The organism is Pseudomonas sp. LBUM1676 (genome assembly GCF_059695605.1).
The window spans coordinates 2,596,139-2,612,962 of the sequence record NZ_CP166777.1 but is presented as its reverse complement, the minus strand read 5'-3'; the positions used below and the strand labels follow the sequence as shown (position 1 = coordinate 2,612,962).

Genomic DNA, 16,824 nt, shown 5'->3' with positions numbered 1-16,824 from the left:
AATGTGGGAGCGAGACCGGCTTGCCGGCGAAGAGGCCCTGAAGTTCGCTAAATATTGTGCAGTAAAAAGCTTCAACAAAGGGCACTGAGATCCCTTGTGGGATTCAGGCCTGATTGGAGGCATAAAAAAAGTGGCCACCGCGTCAACATTGGCCACTTTTCAACGGCGTGATTAATGGCCGTAAACGTCGAAGTCAAAGTACTTGTCCTGCACTTGCTTGTACTTGCCGTTGGCGCGGATTTCGCTGATGGCTGTGTTGAACTTGTCCGCCAGCTCTTTATCGCCCTTGCGCACCGCGATACCGGCGCCGCCGCCGAAGTACTTGGCGTCTTCGTAGGTCGGGCCGACGAAAGCGAAGCCCTTGCCCGCGTCGGTTTTCAGGAAACCGTCGTCGAGGTTGACCGAGTCGGCCAGCATCGCGTCGAGGCGGCCGGAGACCATGTCCAGGTTGGCTTCCTGCTGGGAGGCGTAACGTACCAGGACGATGCCGGCTGGTTGCAGCACTTCAGTGGCGAAGCGGTCGTGGGTACTGGCACGCAGCACGCCGACTTTCTTGCCCTTGAGCTCGGTCAGCGGGTCCTTGACGTCGGTGCCTTCCTTCATCACGAAGCGCGCCGGGGTGTGATAGTACTTGATGGTGAAATCGACGTTCTTCTTACGGTCGTCGGTGATGGTCATGGACGACAGGATGGCGTCGATTTTCTTGACCTTCAGGGCCGGGATCAGGCCGTCAAACTCTTGCTCGACCCAGGTGCATTTCATTTTCATCTGTTCGCACAACGCGTCGCCGATGTCCACGTCGAAACCGGTGAGTTTGCCGTCAGAGGTTTTCATCGAGAATGGCGGGTACCCGGCTTCGATACCGATGCGGATCGGCTTGGCGTCAGCGGCCACGGCGGTCAGGGACAACATCGACAGTGCCAGGGCACCGAACATCACTAGCTTCTTCATTTATAACTCCTGTGTGCGGAGGTTTTTATTGGCAGCTTTCGATTGGCGTTCGGTTGCTGCTTCCGGTTGGAGAGCCACCGAAGTGGCCGGCAGTCTAGAGGGGGTTTCGCAGGGCAAATTGTGTTAAAGCGACAAATACTTATAAAAAAGTGGAGACAGGATTAGAGACACTTGAAGCGTGCGCCAAGGCGGTGCAACGACTGCAGGACAAGTCTTGTTTCGGAAAAAACCTACAAGGTTTGTGTGCTTATCCGATTGAATGATCCGACTGGCGACAGGTTATTTTTTGCGGCACATTGAGCGTCCGTCGTTCAATCCGAGAAGCGTGATGCCCACGTTGAACCTGATCCAGCATCACCCCGCCGAAGGTCCCGGCGCCATTGCCGAATGGGCCGCCTCCCGAGGCTTGACCCTGAATATCTTTCGCGCGGACCTCGGCCAGTTGCCGCCGGTGGGTGCGGCGCCGGTAATCCTGTTGGGCGGGCCCTATGAATCAAACGCCGGACCGGCGTGGCTGAAAGCCGAACGCCAATGGCTGGCGGGCAGTCTGGATCAGGGTGCGGCGGTGTTTGCGATTTGTCTTGGGGCGCAGTTGCTGGTACTGGGTCTGGGCGGGAATGTTCGGCGGATGGCCCGCAGCGAAACCGGCTGGACCCCTGTGACTTTTGCCAATGGCCAGACGCTGAAGGTGCTGGAGTGGCATGAAGACGCGATTGAGCTGCCGCCTGACGCGCAGTTGCTGGCCAGCAGCGAGCAGTGTCGCCAGCAGATGTATCGGGTGGGGCCGACGCGGGTGGGACTGCAGTTTCATCCGGAGTGGAATGCCGAATCGGTGGCGTCCCTCAATGCGCATTTTGCCGAAGAGTCGCCGTTGCCTCGGGCACCGCAAGACAACGCCGCCCACGCAGCCGTGTTTGACTGGTTGCAGGTGACGCTGGATGGGTGGTGGTCAGCGTCGTCGTGAGACACACAGGGATCCTGTGGTGAGGGAGCTTGTTCCCTCACCAAAATTGTTCCGCAATGTCTGAACGTCGTGTGGTGGGGGTGCCGCCGTCGGTGTATCGAGAGCGATTTGGGCGGGTGGTCAAGGCTGCTTTTTGAGGTGTGTTTGAGGGCCCCTTCGCGAGCAGGCTCGCTCCCACAGTAGATCTCCAATGTTCACAAGATCCCTGTGGGAGCGAGCCTGCTCGCGAAGAGGCCAGACCTGTCATTCAAATCCTCAAGGCTTACGCAGTAAATAGGTATCCATGATCCACCCATTGCTCAATCGGGCCGCCTTGCGCACCCGTTCGATCTCGTCCGCCACATCCTCGAGCTTGCCGCTGATGAGGATCTCATCCGGCGTCCCCAGGTAGGCTCCCCAGTAAATCTGCGTCTCCCGATCCGCCACCTGATGGTAGGAATCTTCTGCATCGAGCATCACCACCAGGCTGTCGGCATCGCTCACCTGCCCCGCCGCCAGCCGCCGGCCGGTGGTGATTTCAATCGAGCGGCCGATGCGATTCAACGGCACCTTGTGCTGTGCCGCGAGGGCCTGGATGCTGGTGATGCCGGGAATGACTTCAAACTCGAACACACAGCGACCCGAAGCCAGAATCGCCTGCAGGATCCTGATGGTGCTGTCGTACAACGCCGGATCGCCCCACACCAGGAAACCGGCGCACTGCTCGTCAGACATTTGCTCATTGATCAGCCGTTCGAAGGTCATTTGCTTGGCCAGGTTCAGCTCTTCGACACTGGTCTTGTAGTCCACCTCTCCCCGCTCGCGCTCCGGGCTGTGGGCTTCGACGAAGCGGTACGTGCGATCGGTGATGTAGCGTTCGCAGATTTCCCGGCGCAGGTCGATCAATTTGTCTTTGCTCTGGCCCTTGTCCATGAGGAAAAACACGTCGACCCGGTTCAGCGCTTTCACCGCCTGCATCGTGATGTAGTCAGGGTTGCCGGCACCGATGCCGATGACCAGAAGTTTTTTCATCACTGTGTTTCCTCAAGGTCAGTACCCATTAGACGCAAGCGCCAGCAGCCATTGAACCGTAACTCGATGGCGGACAGCGGCTCGACGTCGATCAGATTGAACGCCGTGGCACTCAGGGCCCGAGTCAGCGCGGCGCGAATGACAAAGGGATGGGTGATGGCAACGATGTGTCCCGGCGTCGCCTCCAGCGTCGTCAACCAGGCGGCTACCCGTTCACCGAGTTGCACCACCGACTCGCCGCCATGGGGCGCCGAATTCGGGTCATCGAGCCAGGCCTTGAGCGTTTGCGGTTCGGATTTTTGCAAATCGTCGATCCGCACACCCTTCCAGCGCCCGAAATCGCAGTCCCTCAACGCCGGGACCACCTCCACCTCGCTGCCGAACAACCCTGCGGTCTGCCGGGTCCGCAGTTCGGGGCCGCAGAGCAGGCGCGGGGTTCCCTTGAACCCGGTGCGTCGGGAATCCAGCGTCGATTGCCCAACCCTCTCCAGTGGCTCGTCTGTAGGAAAACGCGCAAGTTTCTGTGCGACGGTTCGAGCGTGGCACATCAGCGTCAAACGGGTCGACTGCACGAAGGATCACTCTGTTTAAAGGATGAAAGACGGCTTGCACCGCCATTAACCGGGTAATTGTGCCGCAAGTGGCGCGATCGGTGGCGTTTCGTTTCAGCCAATCGCACAGGTCTGCAGGCCTGTGCCGGCTTGAAAATCGGCTATCTCCGATACCTTTATAGGCGATGGCCTACAGGATCAGTCGATATCCCCGTAGCCCCCGGCATACGGGCATTTGGCCCCGTTTCCGGGGCTGCAAACACCGCGAAAAAATTAACTAGACAGGGAGCAGGTGATAAATAAATACTGCTTTCTCGGATCAGGAATTCAAACCGTCCACCCATCCAGCAGGAGCCCGGATGCCCTCTTTCAGCGATCAGCGCCACCGCCTCGGTTCTCCCTGTACTCATTTGCAACCTCGACCGGCATTTCAACAAAAAATAGTCGCCAGCACGCTGCTGCGCCTCCCGGTTAACGGCTGAAAACAATAAGAGCGGCGTCTGACACGTATCAGGCGATCGCCCGTTCAATGCGTGGAAACCGACAGTGATAGTCAGGTTCGGTAACGATCACCGAACCCATTGATACAGGAGTGCATCCATGCTGGTCTTACGCCCAGTGGAGTTAACTGACCTGCCCCAGTTACAGCGACTCGCTCGCGAAAGCCTGGTGGGCGTCACGTCCTTGCCGGACGACACGGACCGTTTGCGCGAGAAGATCCTCGACTCGAATGCCTCATTCGAAAAAGACGTTCAGGGCAATGGCCCGGAGAATTACTTCTTCGTGCTGGAGGACCTGACGACCCGACACCTGGCGGGCTGTTCGGAAATCCTCGCCACCGCGGGCTTCAGCGAACCGTTCTACAGCCTGCGCAACCGGCACTTCACCAGCGCCTCGCGGGAGCTGAACATCGAACACGGCGTGCCAGCACTGTCGCTGTGTCACGACCTCAGTGGCCACACCTTGCTGCGTGGTTTTCATATCGATGCAGCCTGGGTGGGTACCTCGGCTTCCGAGTTGCTGTCGCGGGCGCGGTTGCTGTTCATTGCGGCCCATTCGCGACGTTTCGCCGAAGCGGTGATTACCGAAATCGTCGGTTTCAGCGACGATGAGGGCGGGTCGCCATTCTGGGATGCGCTGGGCAAGCATTTCTTCGACCTGTCCTACGCCGAGGCCGAGCGTCTGTGCGGCCTGGAGAGCCGGACCTTCCTCGCCGACCTGATGCCGCAATACCCGATCTACGTGCCGATGCTGCCTCAGGCCGCGCAGGATTGCATCGGCCGCATCCACCCCGATGGCCAGGAGGCCTTCGATATCCTCGAGCGCGAAGGATTCGAGACCAACAGCTACATCGATCTGTTCGATGGCGGCCCGACGCTCTATGCACGGACCGCGAACATCCGCTCCATCGCACAGAGCCGGACCGAGGTGACGACACCGGGTGGGCCCATCGATGCCCGTGGCCGCTACCTGGTGAGCAACGATTCACTGCACGACTATCGCGCGATCGTTGCCGAACTGGACTACAGGCCCGGACACCCCGTGACCTTGAGTGCCGAGATATACGCGGCCCTGAACGTGACGCCAGGCAGCCCGATCCGGCTGATCGCCCTGTGAGCCGCTTGCGGCACAGTGCCCAACGACAACGCCCGATCAGGCGCGAACAAGGAACCGCATCATGATTGTCCGTCCGGTCAGTGTCACCGACCTGCCCGCCTTGCTGGCGCTGGTGCGGCAGGCCGGCCCCGGGTTCACCACCCTGCCGGCCAGCGAAGAACGCCTGGCCCACCGGGTGCGCTGGGCCCAACGCACCTTCGCCGAACAGGTCGAGCGCGCCGATGCCGATTACCTGTTCGTGCTCGAGGATGACGATCAGCAAGTGTTGGGGGTCAGCGCCCTGACGGGGGCCGTCGGCCTGCGTGAGCCCTGGTACAACTATCGGGTCGGGCTCACGGTCAGTTCATCACCGAACCTGGGTATCCAGCGGCAGATCCCGACCTTGTTCCTCAACAACGAAATGACCGGGCAATCGGAAATCTGCTCGCTGTTCCTGCGCCCCGACCAACGCCAGGGCACCAATGGTCGATTGCTGTCATTGGCGCGTCTGTTATTCGTTGCCGAGTTTGCCCACCTGTTCGGCGACAAACTCATCGCCGAACTGCGTGGCAGCGCTGACGAGCAAGGCTGCTCGCCGTTCTGGGACAGCCTGGGCCGGCACTTTTTCAAGATGGATTTCAGCCATGCCGATCACTTGTCCGGGCTGGGCAACAAATCATTCATCGCCGAACTGATGCCACGCCAGCCGCTCTACACCTGCCTGCTGACCGAACAGGCCCGGGCGGTCATCGGCAAAGCCCATCCAAACACTGAGCCGGCGCTGAAAATCCTCACCGCCGAAGGCTTTGCCCACAAGGGCTATATCGACATCTTCGACGCCGGTCCGGTCATCGAAGCACCGGTGTCGAAAATCCGCACCGTGCGCGACAGCCAATCACTGCTCCTGGCCATTGGCACGCCGGACGACGACGCACCCGTATGGCTCATTCACAACCGCCGCCTGGAAAACTGTCGCATCACCACCGCCCGCGCACGGCTGGTGGGCAACAGCCTGTTCGTCGACCGCCTCACCGCCAAACGCCTGCAACTGCAACCTGGCAACTCGGTGCGCGCGGTGCCGCTGCTCAATCAACAACCGCAGGCGGTGGCCGCGTGATCACGCGCCTTGCGAATTCGTCATCATTACACCCCCTCGCACGTGATAGCCTTTTCTTTCTTCGGCGTTGACACTTTTGCTCAAGCCCTTCCATTCCATTGGTGGAACTCATATGTCCAGGCTTTCTCATCAAGATTTGCGCCGTAACTTTCGCCAGCTGTTCGCTTCCAATGCCTGTTATCACACGGCGTCGGTCTTCGACCCGATGTCGGCACGCATTGCCGCTGACCTGGGTTTTGAAGTGGGGATCCTCGGCGGTTCGGTGGCGTCGTTGCAAGTGCTGGGCGCCCCCGATTTTGCCTTGATCACCCTCAGCGAGTTCGCCGAGCAGGCCACCCGCATCGGCCGCGTGGCCCAATTGCCGGTGATCGCCGACGCCGACCACGGCTACGGCAACGCGCTTAATGTGATGCGCACCATCGTCGAACTGGAGCGCGCCGGCGTGGCCGCCCTGACCATTGAAGATACTCTGCTGCCGGCGCAATTCGGCCGCAAATCCACCGACCTGATCACGGTGGCCGAAGGTGTCGGCAAGATCCGCGCGGCACTTGAAGCGCGGGTCGACGCGGAGATGGCGATCATCGCCCGCACCAATGCGGGGATCCTGCCGATCCAGGAAATCATCAGCCGCACCCAGCATTACCAGCAGGCCGGCGCGGACGGGATTTGCATGGTGGGGGTGAAGGATTTCGACCAACTGGAGCAGATCGCCGAGCACCTGCGCGTGCCGCTGATGCTGGTCACCTACGGCAACCCGTTGCTGCGTGACGACAAACGCCTGGCCGAACTGGGGGTGCGGGTGACCATCGACGGGCATGGCGCGTACTTCGCCGCAATCAAGGCCACCTACGACAGTTTGCGCGAGCAACGGCAGATCTTCACCCAGGCCTCGGACCTGAGCGCGACCGAACTGACGCACACCTATACGCAACCTGAGGAATATATCCGTTGGGCGCAGGAGTTCATGAGCGTCAAGGAGTGACAGTGCGGCAGGTGTAGTTGTGTCGCCTGACAGGCCGCCTTCGCCGGCAAGCCGGTCTCGCTCCCACATTGAATCTCCTGCGTATACACATGTTGTGTACGACAAAGATCCAATGTGGGAGCGAGCTTGCTCGCGAAGGCGTCAGTCGCTACATCACTAAACCGCGGCCTTGCCCCACACCTCGCTTACTTCCTGGCCAACTCCATGATCATCCGCGACAACAGATAAATCCGCGGCGCCACGCTCTCCACTTCCGCGTATTCCTCCGGCGTATGAATATTGCCGCCAACAATCCCGAACCCATCCAAAGTCGGCGTTCCCACACCGGCCGACAGACTCGCATCCGCCGCCCCGCCGCTGCCTTCCTCCGTCAACTTGCGCCCGATTTCGCCGTAGATGCCTTGGGCCATGGCCATCAACCGATCCGATTCCGCCGTCTGCGGCATCGGCGGCAACCCGCGCTGGAGCGTGGTCGTGACTTCGGTCTCTGCAATCAGTTTGTCCTTGGACACCCGCGCCAGGTCCTTCTCGATGCGGTCGAACTCCTCCGGCACGGCCGCCCGCACATCGGCCTTGGCCGTGGCCTGGTCCGGGATCACGTTGGTGCGGTCGCCGGCCTTGATCACGGTGAAGTTGATCGTGGTTTTCTTCTCTGCATCCCCCAGTTTGCCCAGTTGCAGGATCTGGTGCGCCGCTTCCATCGCGGCGTTGCGACCCAGTTCCGGCGCGACCCCGGCGTGGGCAGCCTTGCCCTTGACCTCGACCACGGCGGTGGCACTGCCTTTGCGCCACACCACCAGGCCATCCGCCGGACGACCCGGCTCAAGGTTGAGGGTCACGTCGTGGGCCTTGGCGGTTTTCTTGATCAGGTCTGTGGCGATGTCCGAGCCGGTCTCTTCGCTGGCATCGAGCAGGAAGGTGATCTGGGCGTAGTCCTTGAAGTCCAGGTTTTTCAGGACTTTCAGCGCATAGATGCCGGCGACGATGCCACCCTTGTCGTCCATCACGCCCGGCCCGTAGGCGCGCCCGTCCTTGATGTGGAAAGGCCGCGCGGCCGCGGAGCCTTCCTTGAAGACGGTGTCCATGTGCGCCATCAACAGGATTTTTGCCTTGCCGGTGCCCTTCAGGGTCGCGAGCACATGGTTGCTCTTGTCCGGGGTATTCGGCACGAGCTCGATGGTGGCGCCGAGTTTTTTCAGCTCGTCGATGGCGATGTCGCTGACCTGGGTCAGGCCCGGTTCATAACCGGAACCGGAGTCGATGTTCACCAGCCGTTCCAGCAGTTTCAAGGCTTCGCCCTTGTACTGTTCGGAATCGGCGAGGATCTGTTTGTGCGGTTCGGCGAACGCCACCGGGGCACAAGCGCCAAAGGCGAGGGTCAAGCCGAGACTGGTGGCGAGCAGGGAGCGAGAGAGATTGAGCGTCATGAATCGATCCTTGTTTCGTGTCGGGGGGAACTCAAACCCTACCTGACTACGCTGCACGGCTCTACACCGAATGCGACGTCTACAGAACTGATCCACTGAAAATCCCTGTGGGAGCAAGCTTGCTCCTACAGAAAAAATCCAGCTCAGTACCTATCGAAGTTCGCCCCTGAGCGGAACGGACCTACACTGAAATGGTTGATTCCTGCCGATCACATCCTGTTCTGATCAGATAGAAGGAAGACGCTGATGCTTTTGTTGGTTGTCGCAATCGCGGTTTTCGTGGCCTGGAGCTGGTTGAGCTACCCGGCCATCGGGCATTGGCTGTATGACCTGAACATGGCGGCGGAAGCCAAACTGTATCGCCTGCACAAGATCGTCGTGCCGATTACGGAGATGACCGTCTCGACCTGGCAAGGCGGGCCGTACGAAGCGTCCAGCAGCGTGCTGATGCTCCACGGTTTCAGCGCCGACAAGAACATCTGGCTGCGCTTTGCCCGGCACTTCGTCGGCAGCTATCGGGTGATCATTCCCGACATCGCCGGCCATGGCGAAACCGGCTTCAAGGCGGGCGGCGGTTACGACATTGCGTTGCAGGCCAAGCGGATGATCCAGTTGCTCGACGTTTGCGGCGTCGAAAAGGTCCATGTGATCGGCAACTCCATGGGCGGCTACATGGCGGCGTGGCTGGCAGCCACTTATCCGGATCGCATTGTCTCGGTCGCCCTGATCGACCCGTCCGGTGTCACCGCCCCCGAAGTCAGCGACCTGGAGCGGCATCTGGCCAAGGGGCACAACCCGTTCCTGATCCACTCGAAGGAAGAATTCCAGCGTTTCCATGCCATGACCATGACCCAGCCGCCGTGGGTTCCCGGCGTGGTGTTGGACGCCATTGCCCAGCGCTACCAACAGGCGTGCGATGAACTGGAAGAAATCTTCCGGGATATTCGCGCCAGTGCGCCGATGGAACCGCGGCTCCCCGACATCAAGTGCCCGGCGCTGTTGGTGTGGGGGCGCAAGGACCGCTTGATCGATGTCAGCAGCGTGGCCATCTGGAGCAAAGGCATCGACGATCTGCGGGTGGAGATCCTGGAAGGCATCGGCCATCTGCCGATGGTCGAAGACCCTTCGGGCACGGCTCAGGTGTATCGGGAGTTTTTGGCATCCCAGCGCTCGGAAAGCCCTCAGGACCAGCGGCTGCACTGAACAAGCAGTCCTTTGCAGAATGAAGTCCGTAAGATTCTTCGTTTGTCGGCGCCGCTGAAGGCTGCGATCTTTTGCCTCATCCTTCACGTCACCGCGCCAGGAATACTTTTGCATGAGCCACCTGAACTTCGTCAGTCCTGACCTGATCCGCCAACGCTTCTCCAAAGCGATGTCCGACATGTACCGCGAAGAGGTGCCGTTGTATGGCGCGCTAATGGAATTGGTGGAACAGACCAACCGCCAGGTGCTGGACAGCGATCCGCAGATCGTCCGCCAGCTGAACGGCACAGGCGAAATTGAACGGCTGGATCTGGAGCGCCATGGCGCGATCCGTGTCGGCACCGCCGATGAACTGGCTACCCTCGCCCGCCTGTTCGCGGTCATGGGCATGCAGCCGGTGGGTTATTACGACCTGACCCCGGCTGGCGTACCGGTCCATTCCACGGCGTTCCGTGCCGTGCATGAAGCGGCCTTGCAGATCAGCCCGTTTCGCGTGTTCACTTCGTTGCTGCGCCTGGAACTGATCGAAGACCCGCAACTGCGAGCTTTCGCCCAGTCGGTCCTGGACCAGCGCTCGATTTTCACCCCGGCGGCGTTGATTCTGATCGAACGCGCCGAAAGCCAGGGCGGCCTGACCGAACAGGAAGCCCAGGACTTCGTCGAGCAGGCCCTGGAAACCTTCCGCTGGCACCACAGCGCCACCGTCACCGCCGAACAGTACCGCCAACTCAGCGCCCAGCATCGCCTGATCGCCGACGTGGTGGCCTTCAAGGGGCCGCACATCAATCACCTGACACCGCGGACCCTGGACATCGACATCGTCCAGGCGCAAATGCCCGTCCACGGCATCACACCCAAAGCAGTGATCGAAGGTCCGCCCCGTCGCCGCTGCCCGATCCTGTTGCGCCAGACCAGTTTCAAGGCCCTGGACGAACCCGTCGCCTTCACCGATCAAGCCGCACCTGGCGGCAGCCATAGCGCCCGCTTCGGTGAAATCGAACAGCGCGGCGCCGCGCTCACCCCCAAGGGCCGGGCGCTTTACGATCGTTTGCTCAATGCCGCCCGGGACGAACTCGGGGACTTCCCCAACGAGGCTAATGCTGCCCGCTACAACCAGTTGATGGCGCAGCACTTCGGCGAATTCCCGGACACCCATGAAGGATTGCGCCAACAGGAACTGGCGTACTTTCGTTACTTCGTCACCGAAAAAGGCCTGGGGGCGGACGAACTGAAATCCGCGACCCTGGAGGATCTGCTGAGCGGGGGTTATCTGCGGGTGGAACCGCTGGTGTACGAAGATTTCCTGCCGGTCAGCGCGGCGGGGATTTTTCAGTCGAATCTGGGAGATGCGGCGCAAACCCACTACGGCGAGCATTCGAACCGGCAGGCGTTTGAAAAGGCGCTGGGGCGATCGACCATCGATGAGTTGGGGTTGTACGCCGAAACGCAGCGGCGTTCGATCGAGCAGTGCTTTGCAACACTGACCGAGCGCTGATCAACACCGAACTGCAGGAGCACGGCTTGCCGGCGATGACGTATTTGAAATCGCCTTCGCCGGCAAGCGGTGTTCCTGCAAGGGCCGTGTTTATTTCAGCTTCGCCAGCAGCGCTTCGGCCACCGCCTCGGATGACGCCGGATTCTGCCCCGTCAGCAACAGGCCATCGGTGACCACGTAACTGGCCCAATCAGCGCCCTTGGAATAAACACCACCCTTTTCCTTGAGCATATCCTCCACCAGAAACGGCACGACATCCGTCAGTTGCACCGCCTCTTCCTCGGAGTTGGTGAATCCCGTCACCCGCTTGCCCTTGACCAGTGGCTGGCCGTCCGCACCTTTGACGTGACGTAGAACTCCCGGCGCGTGGCAGACTGCCGCCACCGGTTTACCGGCCTGGTGCAACGTCTCGATCAGCGCGATCGAATTCTGGTCTTCGGCCAGATCCCACAGTGGACCGTGGCCTCCCGGATAGAAAACCGCGTCGTAATCATCGGCCCTGACACTGCTCAACAACGCAGTAGACGCCAAGGCGGACTGGGCGGCTGAGTCTTTGCGAAAGCGCTCGGTGGCCGCGGTTTGCGCATCCGGTTCGTCGCTTTTCGGGTCCAGAGGGGGCTGACCACCCCTGGGCGAGGCCAACGTCAACTGCGCGCCAGCATCCTTGAACACGTAATACGGTGCGGCGAACTCTTCCAGCCAGAAGCCGGTTTTCTTGCCGGTGTCACCCAATTGATCGTGGGACGTCAGCACCATCAGGATTTTCATGTCGTTTTCACTCCATTCCAGGGTTTTTTCGCAAGCGCAACCGCGCAGAGGGACCTGTGTGATGGACCCTTCGCCATGGCAGTTTGTTTCACCGGTTATCCCGAAGATCTGAATGATGGCGCATGGCCTTGATGCGCACCCGGTGGCGTCATTGCCTGGCTGAAAAAGAACGTCTCTGCTGCTACGCAATAAGGTCTCTCGTCGAGTGCTGCCGATTGCGCAATACCGCGCAACTTCTAGCGTACTTGCGCAAAACCCTTCGGAGTAAACTTTGAATACAGTTGAATTTCAGCTGTATATTTTGCAGTGCATTATTCATCTGGATTTGCATGCCTGACAGCGGCAATCTTCTATATAACCAGAAGAATCGATCTATTCAAATAAAAATGGGCAACTCTACGGTCGCCCATTTTTTATGCCTGGCACTTTGAACATTGCGTCAGGGAAGGTGTTCGCCCAGTGTAATGGCCTCGGCAATCCATGCACTGGTAAAGAACCCTGACACTGGGCGAACGGGAAACATTTTAATGCAACTTTTCAAATATGTCCGGTAAATAAACATGAAATTTAACTGACACCTTTTAAATGTTGGTTTAAATATCATTTACCTGCGCAGCTTAAACTCACCGGTTCGATCATAAAACCGTTTTTTTTATACAGAAAACTTGTACCTGAACAATCCGCGTAAAGCCCTACTTCCAAGTCCTTCAGCTACTTCTGAAGTTCAAGTCTTTGCGGGTTGCGTCTTCGCCGTTTCCTGTGCGGTGGATTCGCCGCTGGCGGTGCCTTTACCGCTGTCTTTGCGTCGAGTCGGATCGGTGGGGCGCAGGGCGTCGTTGTCGCGTTCGACCTCACCGGGTGGCCGCGGTTCGTCGGGGTGTTCCGGGGTGGCTGGTGGTTTGCGATTCATGATGGTCTCCTCAGGCTTCAGGATCGTCGACTTCGTGGGCGACGTTCACGGCTGGCGAGTCTTGGTGGGATTGATCGGCTTTGGCCTTCAGCACTTGCCACTGTTCAAGGTCGATAGCGCCCTGCCCCAGCAAATCGTCGGCCACCCGCAGCAGGTCGGCGTAATGGGCATCGGGTGATTGCTGCCAGTAAGCCTTGTCTTCGTACAGGCGCTGCCATGACGCGAGGTCCGGTGGTTTGAGGTCGTCGCTCATGAGGGGCTCCAGTTAACGGGACTTGTTAACTTAGGAGGCTGCGTCTTCGCCGAGAGTTCCGACTCAATACCCGGTCATTTCCAGATACCCCTGCCCCCCGTGACTGCCACTCAACTGCACCGGCCCCTCCCAATAGGGAATGCGCAAATCCATCCAGGCATTGCGGTTGAGGGCATTGAGGGTGATGTCGAGTTGCTTGCCGGGAATCCTGATCGCCCAGCGGATGGGCATTGCCCGGCCGGCGACTTGCGCGGTGTCCTGCGGCGTGAGGCGGATGTCGGCAGCGTGCAGCAGCTGCGTCCGTCCCTGGGCGTCGATCCAGGTGCCGGTGAGGTACGGCTCGCCGTCCTTGTGCCGCATGCGGTACAGCATGACCTGTTCGCCGCTGTCCAGGTGCAGGGAAAACCAGTCCCAGCCGGTTTGATTGGCGGTCAACGGCTGGCTGCTCCACTCGCGATCGAGCCAGGCCGGGCCGCTGACCTGATACACCTGGCCATCGATTTCGAGAGTGCCACTGGCCTGGAAAAACGGCTGGCTGTAATAGTAAGACGCCTGACCCTGTTCGGATTTCTGGCTGAAACCCTGGTCGCCCTGCAGCACCAACGGACGGGAAGACGTCAACCGCAGTTGATAGTTGAACGCCTTGTCCCGGGCGCTGAGTTGCAGCTCGGCCAAAGGATTGTCAGCGCTGGCCTGGCTGCTGAAATGCCAGTCATCGATCCACGCGGTGAACGGCGTCAGACTCACCCCGGCTTGCCCGACGCCGCCCCGGGCGTAACGTTCGGCGGCGTGATGCACGGTTGCCGACGTCACCGCGGCATGCCCCAGCCAAATGACCTGGTTACCCCAGCCGGCTTGCTCGGGCGCCGCGTTCAAGGCACTGCGAAACAGCGTCCATTGCGCGCCGAATTCGTTGCCCTGTGCATCCTTGAGGTTGGCGGTGACGTACCACCATTCGATGCGAAAACCATCGTGGGGCCCGTGATCCGCCGGGAAACTGAAGGCTCTGCCCGGCACCACCGGCGTGAACCCGGTCGCTTGATTGCCCATTCCCGCAAAGCCTTGCTCGACAGGCTCCGGGTGATCGCACCCGGCAAGCAACGCCAGTAACAACACACCGACCTTAATCCTCATGGGCAAAGGTCCTCAGCAGATCCGCCGGTTGCGTGCGATACAGCGAGTACAGCGGCCACGCCGACGCCAGCAAGGTGGCCAGCAGCGCCAACCCCATCAACTGCAACAGCTGCAGCGGAAACACCCGTAGCGGCAGACGCCAGCCGAAGGCCTGGACGTTGATCACCGCGTCCAGGCACCAGGCCAGCGCGATGCCCAACGGCAACGCCAGCACCAGCGTCAGGACAGCCAGCAACCAGGTTTGCCCGAGGTTGAGCAGCATCAATTGCCGCCGCGTAACCCCCAGCGCCCACAGCGGCGCCAGTTGCCCCAAGCGACTCTGGCTCTGGGTCAACAGGCTGATGAACAACGCCACACCCGCGACGCAGAGGGTCAGGCTGTTGAGCGCGGCGGTCGCGGCGAAGGTGCGTTCGAAAACCTGTGTGGACCAGCCCTTGAGCCGCGCCTGATCGACGATGCGGCTGTCGTCCAGGTTGAAGCGCGCTTGCAGCGTCGTCAGGAACGCCGGGATCGCCGGCGGATCGATGCGCAGGTTGAAGCGGTTGGGAGTCAGTTGCGGCCAGCCGCGCAACAGGTGGTCGGCGTTGACCAGAAGATGCCCCTTGGGGTTGCCGTAGTCGGCGTAGATCCCGGTGATTTGTGGCGACCAGGGGCCGGCCGGTGTCGCAATCGTCAGGTGATCGCCCAGGCGCACCTTCAAGCGCCGGGCCAGTTGCTCGCTGAGCATCAGCGCTTCGTCGCTGGCGAGGCGATCCCAAGGCTTGTCGCCCAAGGCCTCCAGCAGCGGCCAGTGCTGGCGATAGGTCGGGTGATCGATCACGCCAAAGACCTCCGCCGGCCAACCTTGCAACTGCACGGACACCTGCCAGTTGGGCAGCACCGCGGTCAGCTGCGGTTGCTGTTTGAGCCAGCTGTGCAGTTCCCTGGCCTGGGCCGGGTTTTGCGGGGTCAGGTAGAGCTCGGCGGTCAGCCGTTGCTCGAGCCAGTCGTTGAAGGTCTGGCGGAAACCGGCGGTCATGCTGCCGGCACCGATGTTGGCCGCCAGGGCCAACAGCAGCGCCATCAACGCCAGGCTCAGGGCCGGCAATTGCTGTCGGCAATCGGCGAGAAACCATTGGCCGAGCACCGAACGACTGCGCTGCAACACCAGGTTCAGCACCGTGTTGAGCACCACCGGCAGCGCCAGCGCGGCGCCGAGCAACAGCGCGGCCATCAGCACGAACCCGCTGGCCAGGCTATCGCCCCGCAGCAACGCCAGCAGCGCAATCACCGCGGCAATCGCGGCCACCCAAGCCTGACGGCGCAGCCAGCGCGCGTGGGCCTGGTGCCAGGCCTGGGGGTCGGCCAGGGCCAGCAACGGCAGACGCGCCGCCCGCCACAGACTGTTGACGCCGGCCAGCAAGGCGCCGAGCAGGCTGAGGCCGACGCCGCTGAGCCACCACCACGGACTGAGACTCAACTGCCCGGCCACTTCAGCGCCGTACAATCCGCGCAGACTGGCGGCGACATCCGGCAACAGCACGCTGGCCAACAGATAACCACTGGCCACTCCGGCGAGGCCGCCGAGCAGTGCCAGAGCACCGAGTTCAACGGTGAGGCAGGCAATCAACATCCGCGCGCTGACCCCACAGGCGCGCAGGGTTCGCAACAGTCCCCGGCGTTGCTCCAACGCCAGGCCGATGGCGGCGTGCACGATGAACAGGCCAACCACGAACGACAGAAACCCCAGGGCATCGAGGTTCAGATGAAAGCTCTCGGTCAGGCGCGCGAGATTGTTCTCTTCGCCGCTGCGCTTGAGCTGCAGCTGACCCTTGAATTGATCCGGCAGCGTCGCACTGAAGTCCTTGGGCAACAGCAGGCGCGACAGTTGATCAGGCAGACCCAGGACCTGCTGGGCGAAGCCGATGTCCACCAGCAACAGACCGGGGGCCATATCGGGTTCAGCACGCAGTGGCGGCAATGCCACGCCGCTCAGGCTCGACGGCTGCTCGCCCTCGTGCAGACCCAGGGCCTGCAGGGTCTGCGGCGAAATCCAGGTCCTGCCCGGCGGACTGAAGAATTCGACGATCTGCTCGATTGCCAAGGCCTGCCCTGCCACCGCGGAACCGGCCGGCAGCGACACCGGCTCGATGCCCATCAGCTGCAGGCGCTGGTTTTCATGGCCCTCGAGTGTCAACCGGCCCTGCAGCACCGGCGACACCGGCCAGCCCGCGCGCCGCAGATCGATAAACACTTGCTGGGGAAAGGTCGCACCACTGGGGGTACCGAGGCTGGCCTGGGGTTCGCCGCCGATCAACTGGCTGGCCCGGGCGTAACTGTCCCGCGCCTGGCTGTTCAGGGCCTGCACCCCGGACAGCAGGCTGGTGGCGAGCCAGAGCCCGGTCAACACGCTGAAAAATTGCACCGGATGCTGCCGCCAATGGCTGAGCAGCGCCCGCAAGGTTTCGCCGAAGACCCGCACT

The 16,824-nt window shown here is 61.0% G+C and carries 15 protein-coding genes; 6 read left to right on the top strand and 9 right to left on the bottom strand.

Annotation, left to right across the window (positions count from 1 at the left end):
- Nucleotides 1-171: 171 nt before the first annotated feature.
- Entirely contained in the window at nt 172-951 is a 780-nt protein-coding gene (locus ACA041_RS12275; protein WP_497441339.1) for an ABC transporter substrate-binding protein, read from the bottom strand.
- Nucleotides 952-1,279: 328 nt separating this feature from the next.
- Here ACA041_RS12275 and ACA041_RS12270 point away from each other — a divergent pair, with 328 nt between their 5' ends.
- Complete coding sequence (locus ACA041_RS12270) at nt 1,280-1,915, top strand: type 1 glutamine amidotransferase (RefSeq protein ID WP_497441338.1); 636 nt, start codon at nt 1,280-1,282, stop codon at nt 1,913-1,915.
- 255 nt (nt 1,916-2,170) lie between these two features.
- On the opposite strand, the gene cobF is transcribed toward ACA041_RS12270, so the two are convergent.
- Complete coding sequence (cobF, locus tag ACA041_RS12265; RefSeq protein ID WP_497441337.1) at nt 2,171-2,926, bottom strand: precorrin-6A synthase (deacetylating); 756 nt, start codon at nt 2,924-2,926, stop codon at nt 2,171-2,173.
- Entirely contained in the window at nt 2,926-3,498 is a 573-nt protein-coding gene (locus tag ACA041_RS12260; protein ID WP_497441336.1) for a histidine phosphatase family protein, read from the bottom strand. Before ACA041_RS12260 ends, cobF begins: the two co-directional genes overlap by 1 nt.
- A gap of 579 nt (nt 3,499-4,077) precedes the next feature.
- On the opposite strand from ACA041_RS12260, the gene ACA041_RS12255 reads away from it, so the two are divergent.
- The 3 genes from ACA041_RS12255 (at nt 4,078) to ACA041_RS12245 (ending at nt 7,172) form a co-directional block, all read left to right on the top strand.
- Nucleotides 4,078-5,094 carry an arginine N-succinyltransferase gene (locus ACA041_RS12255; RefSeq protein ID WP_497441335.1) on the top strand — a complete coding sequence of 339 codons (1,017 nt, stop codon included), beginning with the start codon at nt 4,078-4,080 and terminating at the stop codon, nt 5,092-5,094.
- Between the two features lie 61 nt (nt 5,095-5,155).
- A complete protein-coding gene (gene astA, locus ACA041_RS12250) occupies nt 5,156-6,190 on the top strand; it encodes an arginine N-succinyltransferase (RefSeq protein ID WP_497441334.1) in 1,035 nt (344 codons plus the stop codon).
- Between the two features lie 112 nt (nt 6,191-6,302).
- Complete coding sequence (locus tag ACA041_RS12245; protein WP_497441333.1) at nt 6,303-7,172, top strand: isocitrate lyase/PEP mutase family protein; 870 nt, start codon at nt 6,303-6,305, stop codon at nt 7,170-7,172.
- A gap of 185 nt (nt 7,173-7,357) precedes the next feature.
- Here the strand turns inward: ACA041_RS12245 and ACA041_RS12240 are convergent, their stop codons facing one another.
- Nucleotides 7,358-8,599 carry a M20/M25/M40 family metallo-hydrolase gene (locus ACA041_RS12240; RefSeq protein WP_497441332.1) on the bottom strand — a complete coding sequence of 414 codons (1,242 nt, stop codon included), beginning with the start codon at nt 8,597-8,599 and terminating at the stop codon, nt 7,358-7,360.
- A 246-nt stretch (nt 8,600-8,845) separates the two neighbouring features.
- Here ACA041_RS12240 and ACA041_RS12235 point away from each other — a divergent pair, with 246 nt between their 5' ends.
- Nucleotides 8,846-9,802, top strand: a complete 957-nt coding sequence (locus ACA041_RS12235; protein WP_497441331.1) for an alpha/beta fold hydrolase — start codon at nt 8,846-8,848, stop codon at nt 9,800-9,802.
- A gap of 112 nt (nt 9,803-9,914) precedes the next feature.
- Nucleotides 9,915-11,297 carry a 2-oxoadipate dioxygenase/decarboxylase HglS gene (gene hglS / locus ACA041_RS12230; protein ID WP_497441330.1) on the top strand — a complete coding sequence of 461 codons (1,383 nt, stop codon included), beginning with the start codon at nt 9,915-9,917 and terminating at the stop codon, nt 11,295-11,297.
- A gap of 90 nt (nt 11,298-11,387) precedes the next feature.
- On the opposite strand, the gene ACA041_RS12225 is transcribed toward hglS, so the two are convergent.
- The 5 genes from ACA041_RS12225 to ACA041_RS12205 all read right to left on the bottom strand — a co-directional run bounded on the left by ACA041_RS12225 (nt 11,388) and on the right by ACA041_RS12205 (nt 16,823).
- Nucleotides 11,388-12,065 (bottom strand): type 1 glutamine amidotransferase domain-containing protein, encoded by a 678-nt coding sequence (locus tag ACA041_RS12225; RefSeq protein ID WP_497441329.1) that lies wholly within the window; start codon nt 12,063-12,065, stop codon nt 11,388-11,390.
- Between the two features lie 724 nt (nt 12,066-12,789).
- A complete protein-coding gene (locus tag ACA041_RS12220; RefSeq protein ID WP_497441328.1) occupies nt 12,790-12,975 on the bottom strand; it encodes a hypothetical protein in 186 nt (61 codons plus the stop codon).
- A gap of 10 nt (nt 12,976-12,985) precedes the next feature.
- The gene (locus ACA041_RS12215; protein WP_497441327.1) at nt 12,986-13,228 is read right to left on the bottom strand and encodes a hypothetical protein; all 243 of its coding nucleotides are present in this window, start codon (nt 13,226-13,228) and stop codon (nt 12,986-12,988) included.
- A gap of 63 nt (nt 13,229-13,291) precedes the next feature.
- Entirely contained in the window at nt 13,292-14,362 is a 1,071-nt protein-coding gene (locus ACA041_RS12210) for a lipocalin-like domain-containing protein (RefSeq protein WP_497441326.1), read from the bottom strand.
- Nucleotides 14,352-16,823, bottom strand: coding sequence for an ABC transporter permease (locus ACA041_RS12205; RefSeq protein WP_497442061.1), 2,472 nt, complete (start codon nt 16,821-16,823; stop codon nt 14,352-14,354). Before ACA041_RS12205 ends, ACA041_RS12210 begins: the two co-directional genes overlap by 11 nt.
- Nucleotide 16,824: the final 1 nt, after the last annotated feature.

Coding starts and splice junctions, on each gene's coding strand:
- astA (WP_497441334.1), top strand. CDS start 5,156: ATGATTGTCCGTCCGGTCAGTGTCACCGACCTGCCCGCCTTGCTGGCG.
- ACA041_RS12210 (WP_497441326.1), bottom strand. CDS start 14,362: ATGAGGATTAAGGTCGGTGTGTTGTTACTGGCGTTGCTTGCCGGGTGC.
- hglS (WP_497441330.1), top strand. CDS start 9,915: ATGAGCCACCTGAACTTCGTCAGTCCTGACCTGATCCGCCAACGCTTC.
- ACA041_RS12215 (WP_497441327.1), bottom strand. CDS start 13,228: ATGAGCGACGACCTCAAACCACCGGACCTCGCGTCATGGCAGCGCCTG.
- ACA041_RS12275 (WP_497441339.1), bottom strand. CDS start 951: ATGAAGAAGCTAGTGATGTTCGGTGCCCTGGCACTGTCGATGTTGTCC.
- ACA041_RS12255 (WP_497441335.1), top strand. CDS start 4,078: ATGCTGGTCTTACGCCCAGTGGAGTTAACTGACCTGCCCCAGTTACAG.
- ACA041_RS12235 (WP_497441331.1), top strand. CDS start 8,846: ATGCTTTTGTTGGTTGTCGCAATCGCGGTTTTCGTGGCCTGGAGCTGG.
- ACA041_RS12225 (WP_497441329.1), bottom strand. CDS start 12,065: ATGAAAATCCTGATGGTGCTGACGTCCCACGATCAATTGGGTGACACC.
- ACA041_RS12240 (WP_497441332.1), bottom strand. CDS start 8,599: ATGACGCTCAATCTCTCTCGCTCCCTGCTCGCCACCAGTCTCGGCTTG.
- ACA041_RS12220 (WP_497441328.1), bottom strand. CDS start 12,975: ATGAATCGCAAACCACCAGCCACCCCGGAACACCCCGACGAACCGCGG.
- ACA041_RS12245 (WP_497441333.1), top strand. CDS start 6,303: ATGTCCAGGCTTTCTCATCAAGATTTGCGCCGTAACTTTCGCCAGCTG.
- ACA041_RS12270 (WP_497441338.1), top strand. CDS start 1,280: ATGCCCACGTTGAACCTGATCCAGCATCACCCCGCCGAAGGTCCCGGC.
- cobF (WP_497441337.1), bottom strand. CDS start 2,926: ATGAAAAAACTTCTGGTCATCGGCATCGGTGCCGGCAACCCTGACTAC.